At 62.5% G+C, this 12546-nt stretch carries 15 protein-coding genes; 13 read left to right on the forward strand and 2 right to left on the reverse strand.

Going from position 1 to position 12546, the window contains the following annotated elements; all coding sequences use genetic code 11:
* Positions 1-185: 185 nt before the first annotated feature.
* From QXZ85_RS17890 to QXZ85_RS17920, 7 genes are all read left to right on the forward strand, one after another.
* Positions 186-1409 carry an MFS transporter gene (locus QXZ85_RS17890; RefSeq protein ID WP_315745450.1) on the forward strand — a complete coding sequence of 408 codons (1224 nt, stop codon included), beginning with the start codon at positions 186-188 and terminating at the stop codon, positions 1407-1409.
* 23 nt (positions 1410-1432) lie between these two features.
* The gene (locus QXZ85_RS17895) at positions 1433-1783 is read left to right on the forward strand and encodes a Lin0512 family protein (RefSeq protein WP_315707321.1); all 351 of its coding nucleotides are present in this window, start codon (positions 1433-1435) and stop codon (positions 1781-1783) included.
* 110 nt (positions 1784-1893) lie between these two features.
* Positions 1894-2976: an Acg family FMN-binding oxidoreductase gene (locus tag QXZ85_RS17900; RefSeq protein WP_315745449.1), complete on the forward strand. Its 1083-nt coding sequence runs from the start codon at positions 1894-1896 to the stop codon at positions 2974-2976.
* Positions 2977-3053: 77 nt separating this feature from the next.
* The gene (locus QXZ85_RS17905) at positions 3054-3281 is read left to right on the forward strand and encodes a hypothetical protein (protein WP_315707329.1); all 228 of its coding nucleotides are present in this window, start codon (positions 3054-3056) and stop codon (positions 3279-3281) included.
* 518 nt (positions 3282-3799) lie between these two features.
* Positions 3800-4504, forward strand: a complete 705-nt coding sequence (locus QXZ85_RS17910) for a glutathione S-transferase family protein (protein WP_316174567.1) — start codon at positions 3800-3802, stop codon at positions 4502-4504.
* Positions 4501-5463: an oxygenase MpaB family protein gene (locus tag QXZ85_RS17915; protein ID WP_316174568.1), complete on the forward strand. Its 963-nt coding sequence runs from the start codon at positions 4501-4503 to the stop codon at positions 5461-5463. Before QXZ85_RS17910 ends, QXZ85_RS17915 begins: the two co-directional genes overlap by 4 nt.
* A 127-nt stretch (positions 5464-5590) precedes the next feature.
* On the forward strand, positions 5591-6178 hold the full coding sequence (locus QXZ85_RS17920; RefSeq protein WP_315745445.1) for a histidine phosphatase family protein: 588 nt from the start codon (positions 5591-5593) through the stop codon (positions 6176-6178).
* 73 nt (positions 6179-6251) lie between these two features.
* On the opposite strand, the gene QXZ85_RS17925 is transcribed toward QXZ85_RS17920, so the two are convergent.
* Positions 6252-6452 (reverse strand): hypothetical protein, encoded by a 201-nt coding sequence (locus tag QXZ85_RS17925; protein ID WP_315707315.1) that lies wholly within the window; start codon positions 6450-6452, stop codon positions 6252-6254.
* Between the two features lie 215 nt (positions 6453-6667).
* Here QXZ85_RS17925 and QXZ85_RS17930 point away from each other — a divergent pair, with 215 nt between their 5' ends.
* Complete coding sequence (locus QXZ85_RS17930; protein WP_315745444.1) at positions 6668-7024, forward strand: ArsC family reductase; 357 nt, start codon at positions 6668-6670, stop codon at positions 7022-7024.
* Between the two features lie 25 nt (positions 7025-7049).
* Here QXZ85_RS17930 and QXZ85_RS17935 read toward each other — a convergent pair whose 3' ends face one another.
* Positions 7050-7580, reverse strand: coding sequence for a hypothetical protein (locus tag QXZ85_RS17935; RefSeq protein WP_315745442.1), 531 nt, complete (start codon positions 7578-7580; stop codon positions 7050-7052).
* A 735-nt stretch (positions 7581-8315) separates the two neighbouring features.
* Between QXZ85_RS17935 and QXZ85_RS17940 the strand changes: the two genes are divergently transcribed.
* The 5 genes from QXZ85_RS17940 to QXZ85_RS17960 all read left to right on the forward strand — a co-directional run bounded on the left by QXZ85_RS17940 (position 8316) and on the right by QXZ85_RS17960 (position 12540).
* On the forward strand, positions 8316-9071 hold the full coding sequence (locus QXZ85_RS17940) for an ABC transporter ATP-binding protein (RefSeq protein WP_315707312.1): 756 nt from the start codon (positions 8316-8318) through the stop codon (positions 9069-9071).
* Entirely contained in the window at positions 9064-9810 is a 747-nt protein-coding gene (locus tag QXZ85_RS17945) for an ABC transporter ATP-binding protein (protein WP_315767766.1), read from the forward strand. The genes QXZ85_RS17940 and QXZ85_RS17945 overlap by 8 nt, the downstream gene beginning before the upstream one ends.
* Before the next feature lie 113 nt (positions 9811-9923).
* Positions 9924-10787: a branched-chain amino acid ABC transporter permease gene (locus QXZ85_RS17950; RefSeq protein WP_315707310.1), complete on the forward strand. Its 864-nt coding sequence runs from the start codon at positions 9924-9926 to the stop codon at positions 10785-10787.
* Between the two features lies 1 nt (position 10788).
* Positions 10789-11757 (forward strand): branched-chain amino acid ABC transporter permease, encoded by a 969-nt coding sequence (locus tag QXZ85_RS17955; RefSeq protein WP_315707309.1) that lies wholly within the window; start codon positions 10789-10791, stop codon positions 11755-11757.
* A gap of 138 nt (positions 11758-11895) precedes the next feature.
* A complete protein-coding gene (locus tag QXZ85_RS17960; RefSeq protein WP_315707308.1) occupies positions 11896-12540 on the forward strand; it encodes a DUF47 domain-containing protein in 645 nt (214 codons plus the stop codon).
* Positions 12541-12546 lie beyond the last annotated feature (6 nt).

Here is a 12546-nt window from a genome sequence, read left to right on the forward strand (position 1 = left end):
AGAGGCAATACCTGCGAGAGCGCTTTGCGGTTATCATGGCCCCAAATCCTCCATCGCGAACAGCTTCTGCGCTCGCCGCAAGGGCTTCGGTCATACAGGCAGCACAGGGCTGCTATCCCGACCGACAGTCGATTTGCCGCGACCTTTCCTGCTATTGCGTTGCAGCAGGAAAAGGGATTTCCAGGATGAAAGCGGTCGAGACGAAGCAGCCCGTCGCCAGGGCAGGCGAGATTGGGCGCGGGACGCTGCTCGCCATGGCGGCGGCGACCGGCATTGCCGTCGCCAATATCTATTACAACCAGCCGATGCTGGGGCTGATCGAGCGCGAGTTCCATGGCCAGGCGGCGGCCGGCTACGTTCCGACCGCCACCCAGCTCGGTTATGCCCTGGGGCTGTTCTTCCTGGTGCCGCTCGGCGATATCCACCGGCGCCGCACGCTGATCATCGCTCAGTTCGTCCTGCTTGCCGCGGCGCTCGCTGCAACGGCGCTTGCGCCCTCGGCGATCTGGCTTGCGATCACCTCGCTTTTGACGGGCGCCGGCGCCACCGTCGCGCAGCAGATCGTGCCGTTCGCGGCATCGCTGGCCTCTGCCAAACGGCGCGGCGCGACCATCGGCACGGTGATGTCCGGACTTCTGCTGGGCATCCTGTTCAGCCGTACCCTGTCGGGCTTCGTCGGCGAGCATGCCGGATGGCGCGACATGTTCTGGCTCGGCGTCCCGCTCGCACTGGTGGCCGCGCTATTGATGGCGGTCGCCTTGCCGGATCATGCGGCGGCCTCGCGAATGGGCTATCACACCGCGCTGCGTTCGCTCGCCACGCTGTGGATGCGGCAGCCCGCACTGCGCACGTCGACCCTGGTGCAAGCGGCGCTGTTCGGCTCCTTCAGCGCTTTCTGGACCATTCTGGCGCTCTATCTGCAAGGTCCCCAATTCCATCTTGGTGCTGATGTCGCCGGATTGTTCGGAGTTGTCGGCGCGGTCGGCGTTCTCGCTGCGCCGTTCACCGGCAAAGCCGCGGATCGCCGCGGCCCGCACGTCATGATCTGGCTCGGCGCCACGTTGGTGTTGTTGGCGTGGGTTATTTTCGGCCTGTGGGCTACGCTTGCAGCCTTGGCGCTGGGCGTCGTCCTGCTCGATTTCGGCATTCAGAGCGCGCTGATTTCCAACCAGCACATCATCTTTGCGCTCGATCCGGAGGCGCGCAGCCGGGTCAACACGATCTTCATGACCGGCATGTTTCTTGGCGGAGCTTTCGGTTCTGCCGTTGCAACGTTCGCCTGGACCACGCATCATTGGATCGGCGTCAGCTGTCTCGGCGGCGCGCTCGTCGTCGTGGCGCTGACGGTGAAGGCGCTGGAGTGTCGCTCGCGACGCGCCGCCAAAGCCGCCGTAGCTCTGAACCAATGAGCCGATTTTGAGAGGATGTTTTCATGGCACGCGTGCGCTGTATCACCGAAATGGGCATGGGTGTCGACGTGCACGGGCGCGATGCCACGAAGGCTGCGAAGCGCGCGGTCTCGGACGCGATCCGCCATTCGAGCGTGGGCTTTTTCCGCCTGCTCGGCAAGACGCCGCACGACATGTTCGTTGACGTCACGGTTGCGGTACCCAATCCTGAGACTGTCGACACCGACGCGGTCGCCAAGGAGCTGCCCTATGGCACGGTCAAAGTCACCGCCGTGAAAGGCGGGCTGGAAATTCCAGCCGAGCAGGGCGTCGATGCGATCATCATTGCCAATGCCGCGGTGCTCGTCAGCCTGGATGACGAGAAGGGCGGCTAAACGGGTCCTGTTTTCGGAGCGCTGCGGAGCAGCTTGATCTGCGGCAACGCATCGGCCGGAGAGCCGATGCAGAATTCGTGTCGGCGCTTTTAGCTTCGGCACGACACCGCATGAACAGACGAACCTTGCTCATTGGCGCCGGCACTCTGCTTGCCGCCGGCACGGGCCTCTCGGCATGGCGCAGGGCGGCCGGATCGATGGCGGACTACGAGGCCTATTCTGCGCAGCTCCGCGCAGCGATGACGTCCGACATCGCCGATGTGATCCGTTACGCTGTCCTCGCGGCGAATAGCCACAATACCCAGCCCTGGCGCTTTCGTGTGACCGGCGAGGCGATCGACATCCTGCCGGATTTTGCAAGGCGCACGCCGGTCGTCGATCCGGACGATCATCATCTTTTTGTCAGCCTCGGCTGCGCTGCGACCAACCTTGCGACTGCAGCATCTGCGAGCGGTCGTCCCGGTGAGATCGCCGTGCTGCCGGACGCGTCTGGGGTGCGCTACGCCTTCGCAAGCGGACAGCCCCGGCCGGAGCCGTTGCTTGCAGCCATCGCGAAACGGCAGTCGACGCGCGCGGATTATGATGGCCGCACGGTCCCTGCCGCCGATCTCGCTAAGCTGCAAGCCGCCGGTGCCGAACCAGGCGTCAATCTTGTCGTCGTCACTGCGCGCGCGGAGATGGCGAAGATCGGAGACCTCGTGATTGCCGGTAATTCCGCGCAGATGGCCAATCCCGCCTTCATGCGCGAGCTTGAGCAGTGGGTACGCTTCAATCCTCGCAGCGCCATGGAGATGGGGGACGGACTGTTCTCGGCTGCGAGCGGAAATCCATCTTTGCCGACCGCATTGGGCCGCATCGCCTTCGACCATGTGATCAGTGCTGCTTCGGAGAACGATAGATATGCGCGCCAGATCGCATCCTCGGCCGGTCTGGCGATCTTCATCGGCGACGAAGCCACATCTGCGCATTGGATCAAAGTGGGACAGGCGTGCCAGCGCTTCGCGCTTGAGGCGACGCGGCTCGGATTGAAGCTTGCCTTCATCAACCAGCCCATTGAGGTGGCGAGCTTGCGGCCGGAGCTCGCACGGCTGATCGGGACGGCCAAGCGCCCGGACCTCGTCCTGCGCTTCGGCTACGGGCCGACGCTGCCTTATGCACCGCGCCGTCCGGCCTCCCAAGTGCTCGGTTCATGAGTCGTTCCTGTCAAGATTGACGGATTGGCAAAGCGGTGCATGGTAAAGCCATGTTCGAGAACACCCGAATGGCGCGGATGAGCGATGGGCATTATTGCCTGGTGCGCGACCTTGGCCTGGTCAAGGGCGGCAAGGGCATGCGCTATCATGAGGTGGTGATCGACTTCAGCTTTCGCGGCATGAAGGTGCTGGTGAAGCAGGGCGCCAGCGCGCTGCTGCGGTGGGCCGTCGTGAAGCTCGAGCAGCACGATGCGACGGCGAAACTGCCGGCGCTGCTGCGGACGCGGACGCGCGAGCCGCAATAAGCGGCATCAACGCCGGGGTCTTTTGCGGGACCGAGATGAACCGACGTTGGTTACGAGTCGCCGCTTCGGGTCGTAAGGGCTCTCCGGGTTCACATCGATATCGACGTCATCGACGCAGTGTTGCGCCTCGGTGTGGCTGCTGCCTGAATACCAGGGGCCGGCACGCAGTGTGACATCGCTCATCTTTGCAAGCTCCAGACACTTCCAATCGCCTGCCCGGCGGCAAGTTCTTGCTGGAGGCGCCTGCGAACTGAAAAGCCAGCGTCTTCTCCCGTCCGTTCTTGTGGCCCAGGATGATTGGACACACCTCGCGGGCAAAGCCCTCGTACACGCAGAGCACCTGTTTGCGCTCCGTCATGGCCTGCGCGATCAGCTCATAGGTCGGACTGGGCATGATGTCCTCCTCCTGTGCTATTGCTGTAACTCGCTTTGCAGCTGTGCCGTTCCCAAGAGGGGGGCCTTGCCCCTTGGCTCCTGCGTCATAGATTGACGTCGAGCCATTTCGCGCGAGCCACAAGATGACCGATCTCTCCAGCTTTTCGATCACCAGGCGCTGGCCGGCGCAGCATCCGGATCGACTGCAACTCTATTCACTGCCGACCCCGAACGGGGGCAAGGTTTCGATCATGCTCGAGGAGATCGGTCTGCCATACGAGGCTCATACGGTCGATTTCGGCAAGGACGAGCAGAAGTCACCTGAATTCCTCTCGCTCAATCCGAACGGCAAGATTCCGGCGATCATCGATCCCGACGGACCGGGCGGCAAGCCGCTTGGTCTGTTCGAGTCCGGGGCGATCCTGCACTATCTCGCCGAGAAGAGCGGCAAGCTCCTCCCGTCCGATCCGGCGCGACGCTGGCACACGCTGCAATGGGTGCATTTTCAGATGGGCGGCATCGGGCCGATGTTCGGCCAGGTCGGCTTCTTCCGCAAATTCGCCGGCAAGGAGATCGCCGACAAGCGGCCGCTGGAGCGCTATGTCGCCGAGAGCAAGCGCCTGCTCGGCGTGCTCGAGGGGCGGCTCGCCGGCCGGCAGTGGATCATGGACGACGAGTATACGATCGCCGATATCGCCTCGCTCGGCTGGGTCCGTAACCTCATCGGCTTCTACGGCGCGCGCGAGCTCGTTGCCTTTGACGACCTGCGACATGTGCCGGCCTGGCTGGAGCACGGGCTGGCGCGACCGGCAGTCCAGCGTGGGCTGGAGATCCCGAAACGGCCGTGACCGTCTCGGCAGCAGATTTCGATCATTGCCTCGAGATGGTGCGCGCCGCGCCCGAAGCGCGCGGCGGCGGAATCTTCGGACCTGAGAGCGTGACGTGGCAGGTCAATCGCGAGGCCGCGATCTTCTTGGGAGCGGGGCGCGCGTTACTGCTGCAACTGGCGCATCCCTGGGTCGCGGCGGGCATCGCCGATCAGTCGCACGTATTTGCCGATCCGCTTGGGCGTTTCCACCGCACCTTCAACATCGTCTTCACCATGGTGTTCGGCACCCGCGATCAGGCGATTGCGGTGGCCCAGCGGCTGTACCGGCGGCACGCGGCGGTGGTGGGTGAGATGCCCGAGACCGTCGGGCCGTTCGCTGCTGGCTCGCGCTATTGTGCCAACGAGGTCAATGCATTGCGCTGGGTTCATGCCACTTTGGTGGAAACGGCGCTGCTGGCGCATGATCTGATGCTGGCTCCGCTCGGCCCCGTGGAGCGGGAGCGTTATTGGACCGAGGCGAAGCTGTTTGCGACTCTGTTCGGCATTCCACAGGAGGCGCTCGCACCGACTTGGGGCGGGTTTCAGGCCTACGCGACTGAGATGCTGGAGTCCGACGTTCTCACCGTCAGCGCGGCCGCGCGCGACATCGCCCATCGCATCTTTTCCGGCGCGGCCACGCGGCTGGCTCCACCATTCTGGTATCGTGCGTTGACAGCGCAGATGCTGCCGGAGCGGCTGCGTCTTGCGTTCGACCTGCCGTTTGGCACGGCGGAGCAGCGCAGCGCCCAACGGGCAGTGCGCTGGCTGCGGCGCATCTATCCCATGCTGCCGGACGCGCTCCGGACCGTCGGCCCCTATCAGGAGGCGCAGGTGCGGATCGGCGGCCGGGCTGAGCCGCCACTCACCGTGCGGTTTCTGAACCGCGCCTGGATCGGACAGCCCAGCATGGGCGGCGGCGAGCGACGCACCAGAGCCTGACATTCGATCGCCATCGCTGGGCGAAGCGCGGCCTTGAAGACGGTATGCGTTCCCGCGGAAGTTGTTAAACTTCGTGCGACGCCCACCCACTGGATCCGTGCGTCACGCACGCAACAGGGAGGACAACATGAACGCGCTGACCATCCTGATCATCCGCCATGCCGAAAAACCTGATGGTGACATCACCGGCCCCGGCCTCACCCACAAGGGTCAGGAAGATCCGAAAGCGCTGGTGATCAGCGGCTGGGAGCGGGCGGGGGCATGGACCGCGCTGTTCGGCAGCGGGCTCGGTGGAACCGATTATCCCACGCCACACGCGATCTATGCCGCCGATCCCGACAGCGGCACCAGAGACTCCGAGCCGAGCCGCCGGCCGTATGAAACGGTGCAGTCGCTCGCTGCGCGGGTCGGGCTATCGAAGCCGGACATCACGTTTGGCAAGGGCCACGAGGCTGCGCTCGTAGCGGCGCTGCTCAACCTCTCCGGCGTCGTGCTGGTGTCCTGGGAGCACAAGGCCATCGTTTCCGATATTCTTCCGCGGCTGCCGGTCAGCAATAAGCAGGACCTTCCGGCGCACTGGTCGAGCAAGCGCTTCGACGTCGTTTTGCGCTTCGACCGCGAACCGGGCGAGACCGAGTTCAAGTTCAAGGAGCTGTTTCCTTGCCTGATGCCCGGGGATTCGAACTCCCCGCTGAGCAGTGATCCCGGCGAGTGAATGCGTTCGTGATAATCTGAAACTCGATCTTCTAAGCACGGATTGGCGTTGCAGGACGAGCCGCGGCTGGTGGTCAGGCCACCTCGACCGATTTGCCGTGACGGCTATCCTCGACCCAGGCATGGGCGGCAAACCATTCATGGTGGATGCGGCAGTGCGGGCAATATGAACGCGAGAAGAACACCGGCATACGCTGAAAGCGCGCGGCATCCATCTCCATTCCCGTCTCGATGGTCTGCCCGGTCTGCGGACAACGTACCATGATCTTGCCCATCGCGGCCTCCTGCTGCGGGCCTGATACGCGGGCGATGCGAAGAAATTGTAATGCTCTGCGGACAGTTTCGTGGCAAAGCACGACGACAAGTTACCCATGGAACTCTTGCTGTTGCAGCTGTCAAAAGCCGGTCAGTTCAAGCCCTGGCACGATGGCAAAATGTCGCGAACGGTGCGAGAGCTGCGGCTGTACACAGGCTTTTGAGGACGCCTTGCATGAGCATCACGATTTACGGAATCAAGAACTGCGACACCATGAAGAAGGCGCGTGCCTGGCTCGACGACCACAGCGTCGCGTATGACTTTCACGACTACAAGACGGCAGGAATCGAGAAGAGCAGGCTCAAGCAATGGAGCGACGAACTCGGTTGGGAGACGCTGCTCAATCGTGCCGGCACGACCTTCAAGAAGTTGCCCGACGCCGACAAGGAAGATCTCACCGAAAGCAAGGCAATCGCGCTGATGCTGGCGCAGCCCTCGATGATCAAGCGTCCGGTGCTCGATCTCGGCGGCAAGCTCCTGGTCGGATTCAAGCCGGACATCTATGCCAAAGAGGTAAAGGCTGCGAAGTAGGGGCCGGGCGTATCTGAAGTTCAGATCAGCTGGCCTCGACGATGTCGACGTCATCGTCGGCACCGAGCGCGGACTGCATGACGGTTTCGACGTTGATCACGGTGTTGACCGCCCGCACGGGTGCGCAGCGCGCGTCGGGTCCCATCAGATTAGCCAGCCGGAACGCGCCTTCGATGCTGATGGACTTGTAGGAGCCGACGATCTGTTCGACTCCGTCGTCGTTGCCAAATGGAAGCAGCAGCCGTTCGAAGCTGACCTCCTTGCCATCGGCATCGCAAACCGTCGCGATCGAATAGGTCGGCCGTCTGTGGCGGACGCAGGCGAGATAGTACGGCGCGACCCGGGCGTAACGTTCCGGTCCGATTGCATCGTCCAGATAGCGATTGATCCGCTCCTCTGGCCGAAGGTGGTCGCCGCCGTAGGTAGTGGTCAGGCGTGCGCCTTCCTGGGTGATGAAAAAGCGAACGCTTGCCCCCTCGGTTTCGACAGCGAAGCGCATCATGTCGGGCAACTCGTCGGCGATGTCCTCGGGGTGAAAGCCGGCGAGCCCGGGCAAGGGCCGTTCGTTCTGCCTCGCGCGCAACCAAGCGTTCAGCAAAACGCGCTGCCTGATGGATTTGACAACCGAAGGGCCGGCACTCTCAAATTCCATAGCTCGCAGCCCGAATCAAATGGCCTTTGCCCGGCCGCTTCAATGCGGGTCCGAGTTCGCAATTGCAGGAGCACATACAGCCTTCAATACCGGATTCGCAATGTCGGCTCGGTAAAATGATTGGTTGGATCGGCTCCCACATGGTCGCGGGGATTTCAATCGAGCTGATCATCCGTCCTGGTGTTGCCACGCGTGCGGTGCACGGGTTCACGATCGATCGCGGGCGCGGAGCCTCATGTAGTCGCGCGCACATGCAGCGGACATGCGTAGACAGCCTGAGCAAGCAACTTGAGATCGCACTGCTCAATTTGTCGGACGACGCGAAGCCATGATGCATTCGAAATGTCTAAGCTGCGCTCCGGCTGTGAATCGCATCGGATCAGGCGGCAGACGAGCGCAAGAGATTCTCTGAGAGCGCGAATTGGCTGGCTTATTCAACGACAGGTCAATGTTCGCCGCGGGGATGTGAATGCACAGCTTTCCGCCTTGCCTAACTGCCTCGTTTGACGGCATATTCCGCGCCAGGAGGCGGCCGGCCTAGGATAGTCAAAGGAAATGTCCAGGCTTCCAAAGGGTCAGCCGAGAACGAATAATGATCCGGGCGTCCGCTTTGATGGCGCCGGGCAGGGGGAAATTTGTTTGGCTGATGAGTTCATTCTCGAAACCCACGGATTGACCAAGGAGTTCGCGGGGTTCTTCGCCGTACGCGATGTCTCGCTCAAGGTTCGCCGCGGGAGCATCCATGCGCTGATCGGCCCGAACGGGGCCGGCAAGACCACCTGTTTCAACCTGCTGACCAAGTTCCTGCGGCCTTCGGCCGGCAAGATCGTCTATAACGGGCAGGACATTACCGCGATGGCGCCGGCCGATGTCGCGCGCCTCGGGCTGGTCCGCTCGTTCCAGATCTCGGCGGTATTTCCGCATTTGACGGCGTTGGAGAACGTCCGCGTCGCATTGCAGCGCCAGCACGGCAGCTCGTTCGATTTCTGGCGTTCCAAGTCGGTGCTGAACCGTTTCAATGGCCGGGCGCACGAGCTTCTGAACGACGTGGGCCTGAGCGAATTCGCCAACACGCCGGCGGTCGAGATGCCGTATGGACGCAAGCGTGCACTTGAGATCGCGACGACGCTGGCGCTCGATCCGGAAATGATGCTGCTCGACGAGCCGATGGCCGGCATGGGGCACGAGGACATCGACAAGATCGCGGCGCTCATCAAGCGGATCTCCGCCAAGTACACCATCCTGATGGTCGAACATAATCTGAGCGTCGTCGCCAATCTCTCCGACATCATCACCGTGCTCACGCGCGGCCAGGTGCTGACCGAAGGTCCTTATTCCGAACTCTCCAAGGACGAACGGGTCAAGGAAGCCTATCTGGGAGCCGGTCATGCCTGAGGTGATGGTCGCGACCCGAGGCGCAGAGACCACTGCGACCGACACCATTCTCGAGGTCAAGAATCTCGAGGCCTGGTACGGCGAATCCCACATCCTGCACGGCATGAACTTCAACGTGAATGCCGGCGAGGTGGTTACGCTGCTCGGCCGCAACGGCGCCGGCAAGACCACGACGTTGAAGTCGATCATGGGGATCATCGGCAAGCGCACAGGCTCGGTGCGCTTCAACGAGCGCGAATTGATCCGCATGACCTCCGACAAGATCGCGCGGCTCGGCATCGCGCTGTGTCCGGAGGAGCGCGGCATCTTCGCGAGCCTGGACGTGCGTGAGAACCTGCTGCTGCCGCCGGTAGTCCGCGCCGGCGGACTTTCGCTCGAGCAGATCTTCGAGCTGTTTCCGAACCTGAAGGAGCGCTTGAAGAGCCAGGGGACCAAGCTCTCCGGCGGCGAGCAGCAGATGCTGGCGATCGCGCGCATCCTGCGCACCGGTGCGAGCCTGTTGATGCTGGACGAGCCGACCGAGGGCCTCGCTCCGGTGATCATTCAGCAGATCGGCCACACCATCGCGCGGCTGAAGAAGGAGGGCTTTACGATCCTCCTGGTCGAACAGAACTTCCGTTTCGCCTCCACCGTGGCCGACCGCTATTTCGTCGTCGAACACGGCAAGGTGATCGACGGCTTTTCCAATGCCGAACTGCCGGCCAATATGGACAAGCTGCACAGCTATCTCGGCGTCTGACGGACGTCGAGGCCTTGCGCCGACGGATGCCGGGACGGAAAGCACCAGGATAGACGTCGCCAAACGACGCCAACGCAATCGACGACGAGCGAAACGACGAAGAGACACCAAGGATGCAAGCCCTCTACGCACAGCTTCTGGTCGGACTGATCAACGGCTCGTTCTACGCGCTGCTCAGTCTCGGGCTTGCCGTCATCTTCGGCATGCTCAACATCATCAACTTCGCCCATGGCGCGCTCTACATGATGGGCGCGTTCTGCGCCTATTTTCTCCTGAACGTCACCGGCCTCGGCTATTGGTGGGCGCTGATCCTGGCGCCGATCGCGGTCGGGATCTTCGGTATGATCCTGGAGCGCACGCTCCTGCAGTGGCTGGCCGGCCTCGACCATCTCTACGGCCTGTTACTCACCTTCGGCATCGCGCTGATCGTGCAGGGCGTCTTCCAGAACTATTTCGGCTCCTCTGGTCTGCCCTATTCGATCCCGGAGCAGCTCCGCGGCGGCATGAATCTCGGCTTCATGTTCTTGCCCGTCTATCGCGGCTGGGTCGTCGTGTTTTCGCTCGTCGTCTGCGTCGCCACCTGGTTCCTGATCGAGCGCACCCGGCTCGGTGCTTACCTGCGCGCCGCGACCGAAAATCCCACCTTGGTGCGTGCCTTTGGCATCAACGTGCCACGCATGATCACGCTGACCTACGGGCTTGGTGTCGGTCTTGCCGCGCTCGCCGGCGTATTGTCGGCGCCGATCAACCAGGTCCGCCCGCTGATGGGGGCCGACCTCATCATCGTCGTCTTCGCGGTCGTCGTGATCGGCGGCATGGGCTCGATCATGGGCTCGATCATCACCGGCTTTGCGCTCGGCGTGATCGAGGGATTGACCAAGTATTTCTATCCCGAGGCTTCCAACACCGTGGTCTTCGTACTCATGGTCCTGGTGTTGCTGGTGAAGCCGACGGGTCTGACCGGACGGGCCGCCTGACATGACTTCGATCACCGACGCTACATTGCCGATCACCCCGCGCGCGATGCGCGACGAAATGATCGCCTTCGTCATCATGGCAGCGCTGCTTGCGCTGGTGCCGTGGACCGGGATCTATCCCTTCTTCGTGATGCAGGCGCTGTGCTTTGCGCTGCTCGCCTGCGCCTTCAACCTCTTGATCGGCTATGGCGGCCTGCTGTCATTTGGCCACGCGATGTTCCTGGGCACGGCCGGCTATTGCAGCGCGCACGCCTTGAAAGTGTGGGGCTTGCCGCCGGAGCTCGGCATCCTGGTCGGCGTCGCGGGAGCCTTCGCGCTTTCGGTCGTCACCGGCTATATCTCGATCCGGCGCCAGGGCATCTATTTCTCGATGATCACGCTGGCGCTGTCGCAGTTGCTCTATTTCATCTATCTGCAGACGCCGTTCACCCATGGCGAAGACGGCATCCAGGGCATCCCGCAGGGGCACCTGTTCGGCATCTTCGATCTGTCGAAGTCGACGGTCCTGTACTATGTCGTGCTGGTGGGCTTTCTCGCCGGCTTTCTGCTGATCTTCCGGACCATCAACTCGCCCTTCGGCGAGGTGCTGAAGTCGATCCGGGAAAACGAGCAGCGGGCCATCTCCCTCGGTTACAAGACCGACCAGTACAAGCTGCTGGCCTTCATCCTGTCGGGGACGATCGCAGGCTTTGCCGGCGCGCTGAAAGTGTTCGTGGCGCAGAACGCCTCGCTGACCGACGTGCACTGGTCGATGTCGGGCGAGATCGTGCTGATGACCCTGGTCGGTGGTCTGGGGACGGTGTTCGGACCGGTCGTCGGCGCCTTCGTGATCATCGCCATGCAGCAATATCTGGCCGGGTTCGGCCAGTGGGTGACAGTGATCCAGGGCGTGATCTTCGTCGCCTGTGTGCTGACCTTCCGCCGCGGCGTGGTCGGCGAGATCGCCCATTTGTTTCGGCGCTCGCTCTAGCCGTTGATATTGCAGCAATTTTTTGCCCAAGAAAGCGGTGGACGACGAGGCTTCCGCTTCTATCGGAACGCGATCCGCGTTATGACAGATTTGTGACGGGCCGCCCTCGGCCCGTTTCCGATCGATGGATCTCGTCTTATGCTGCACTTGTTTCGCGCCGTCCTCCCCAAGGAGGAGCGCTTTTTCGACCTGTTCGCTCGCCACAACAAGGTGGTGATCGAGGGGGCACTGGCGCTGCAGGACATGCTGAAGGGTGGCGATGACATCCTTATGCACTGCCAACGGGTCAACCAGTTCGAGAACGAGGCCGACAACGTCACCCGCGAGGTGCTGACGGCTGTTCGCCGGACCTTCATCACGCCGTTCGATCGCGGAGATATCAAGAGTCTGATCACCTCGATGGACGACGCGATCGATCAGATGCAGCAGACCGCCAAGGCGGTCATGATGTTCGAGGTCAAGGAGTTCGAGCCGACCATGCGCGAGATGGGCGGGCTCCTGGTCGAATGCGCCAATCTGACCGGCCGGGCTTTGCCGCTGCTGCGGGCGATCGGCCAGAACGTGCCGATGATCACCGCCATCACCGAAGAGATGACCAAGCTCGAGGGCCGCGTCGACGATCTCCACGACATCGGGCTGAAGGAGCTGTTCCTCAAGCACCGCCACGCCAACACCATGGACTTCATCATCGGCGCCGAGATCTACGACCACCTGGAGAAGGTCGCCGACCGTTTCGACGACGTCGCCAATGAGATCAATTCGATCATGATCGAACAGGTGTAGGGCGCC

This window comes from Bradyrhizobium sp. SZCCHNGR1005 (assembly GCF_032489995.1).
In the GTDB taxonomy this organism is placed as follows: Bacteria; Pseudomonadota; Alphaproteobacteria; order Rhizobiales; family Xanthobacteraceae; genus Bradyrhizobium.

Coding starts and splice junctions, on each gene's coding strand:
- QXZ85_RS17890 (WP_315745450.1), top strand. CDS start 186: ATGAAAGCGGTCGAGACGAAGCAGCCCGTCGCCAGGGCAGGCGAGATT.
- QXZ85_RS17895 (WP_315707321.1), top strand. CDS start 1,433: ATGGCACGCGTGCGCTGTATCACCGAAATGGGCATGGGTGTCGACGTG.
- QXZ85_RS17900 (WP_315745449.1), top strand. CDS start 1,894: ATGAACAGACGAACCTTGCTCATTGGCGCCGGCACTCTGCTTGCCGCC.
- QXZ85_RS17905 (WP_315707329.1), top strand. CDS start 3,054: ATGAGCGATGGGCATTATTGCCTGGTGCGCGACCTTGGCCTGGTCAAG.
- QXZ85_RS17910 (WP_316174567.1), top strand. CDS start 3,800: ATGACCGATCTCTCCAGCTTTTCGATCACCAGGCGCTGGCCGGCGCAG.
- QXZ85_RS17920 (WP_315745445.1), top strand. CDS start 5,591: ATGAACGCGCTGACCATCCTGATCATCCGCCATGCCGAAAAACCTGAT.
- QXZ85_RS17925 (WP_315707315.1), bottom strand. CDS start 6,452: ATGGGCAAGATCATGGTACGTTGTCCGCAGACCGGGCAGACCATCGAG.
- QXZ85_RS17930 (WP_315745444.1), top strand. CDS start 6,668: ATGAGCATCACGATTTACGGAATCAAGAACTGCGACACCATGAAGAAG.
- QXZ85_RS17945 (WP_315767766.1), top strand. CDS start 9,064: ATGCCTGAGGTGATGGTCGCGACCCGAGGCGCAGAGACCACTGCGACC.
- QXZ85_RS17950 (WP_315707310.1), top strand. CDS start 9,924: ATGCAAGCCCTCTACGCACAGCTTCTGGTCGGACTGATCAACGGCTCG.
- QXZ85_RS17955 (WP_315707309.1), top strand. CDS start 10,789: ATGACTTCGATCACCGACGCTACATTGCCGATCACCCCGCGCGCGATG.
- QXZ85_RS17960 (WP_315707308.1), top strand. CDS start 11,896: ATGCTGCACTTGTTTCGCGCCGTCCTCCCCAAGGAGGAGCGCTTTTTC.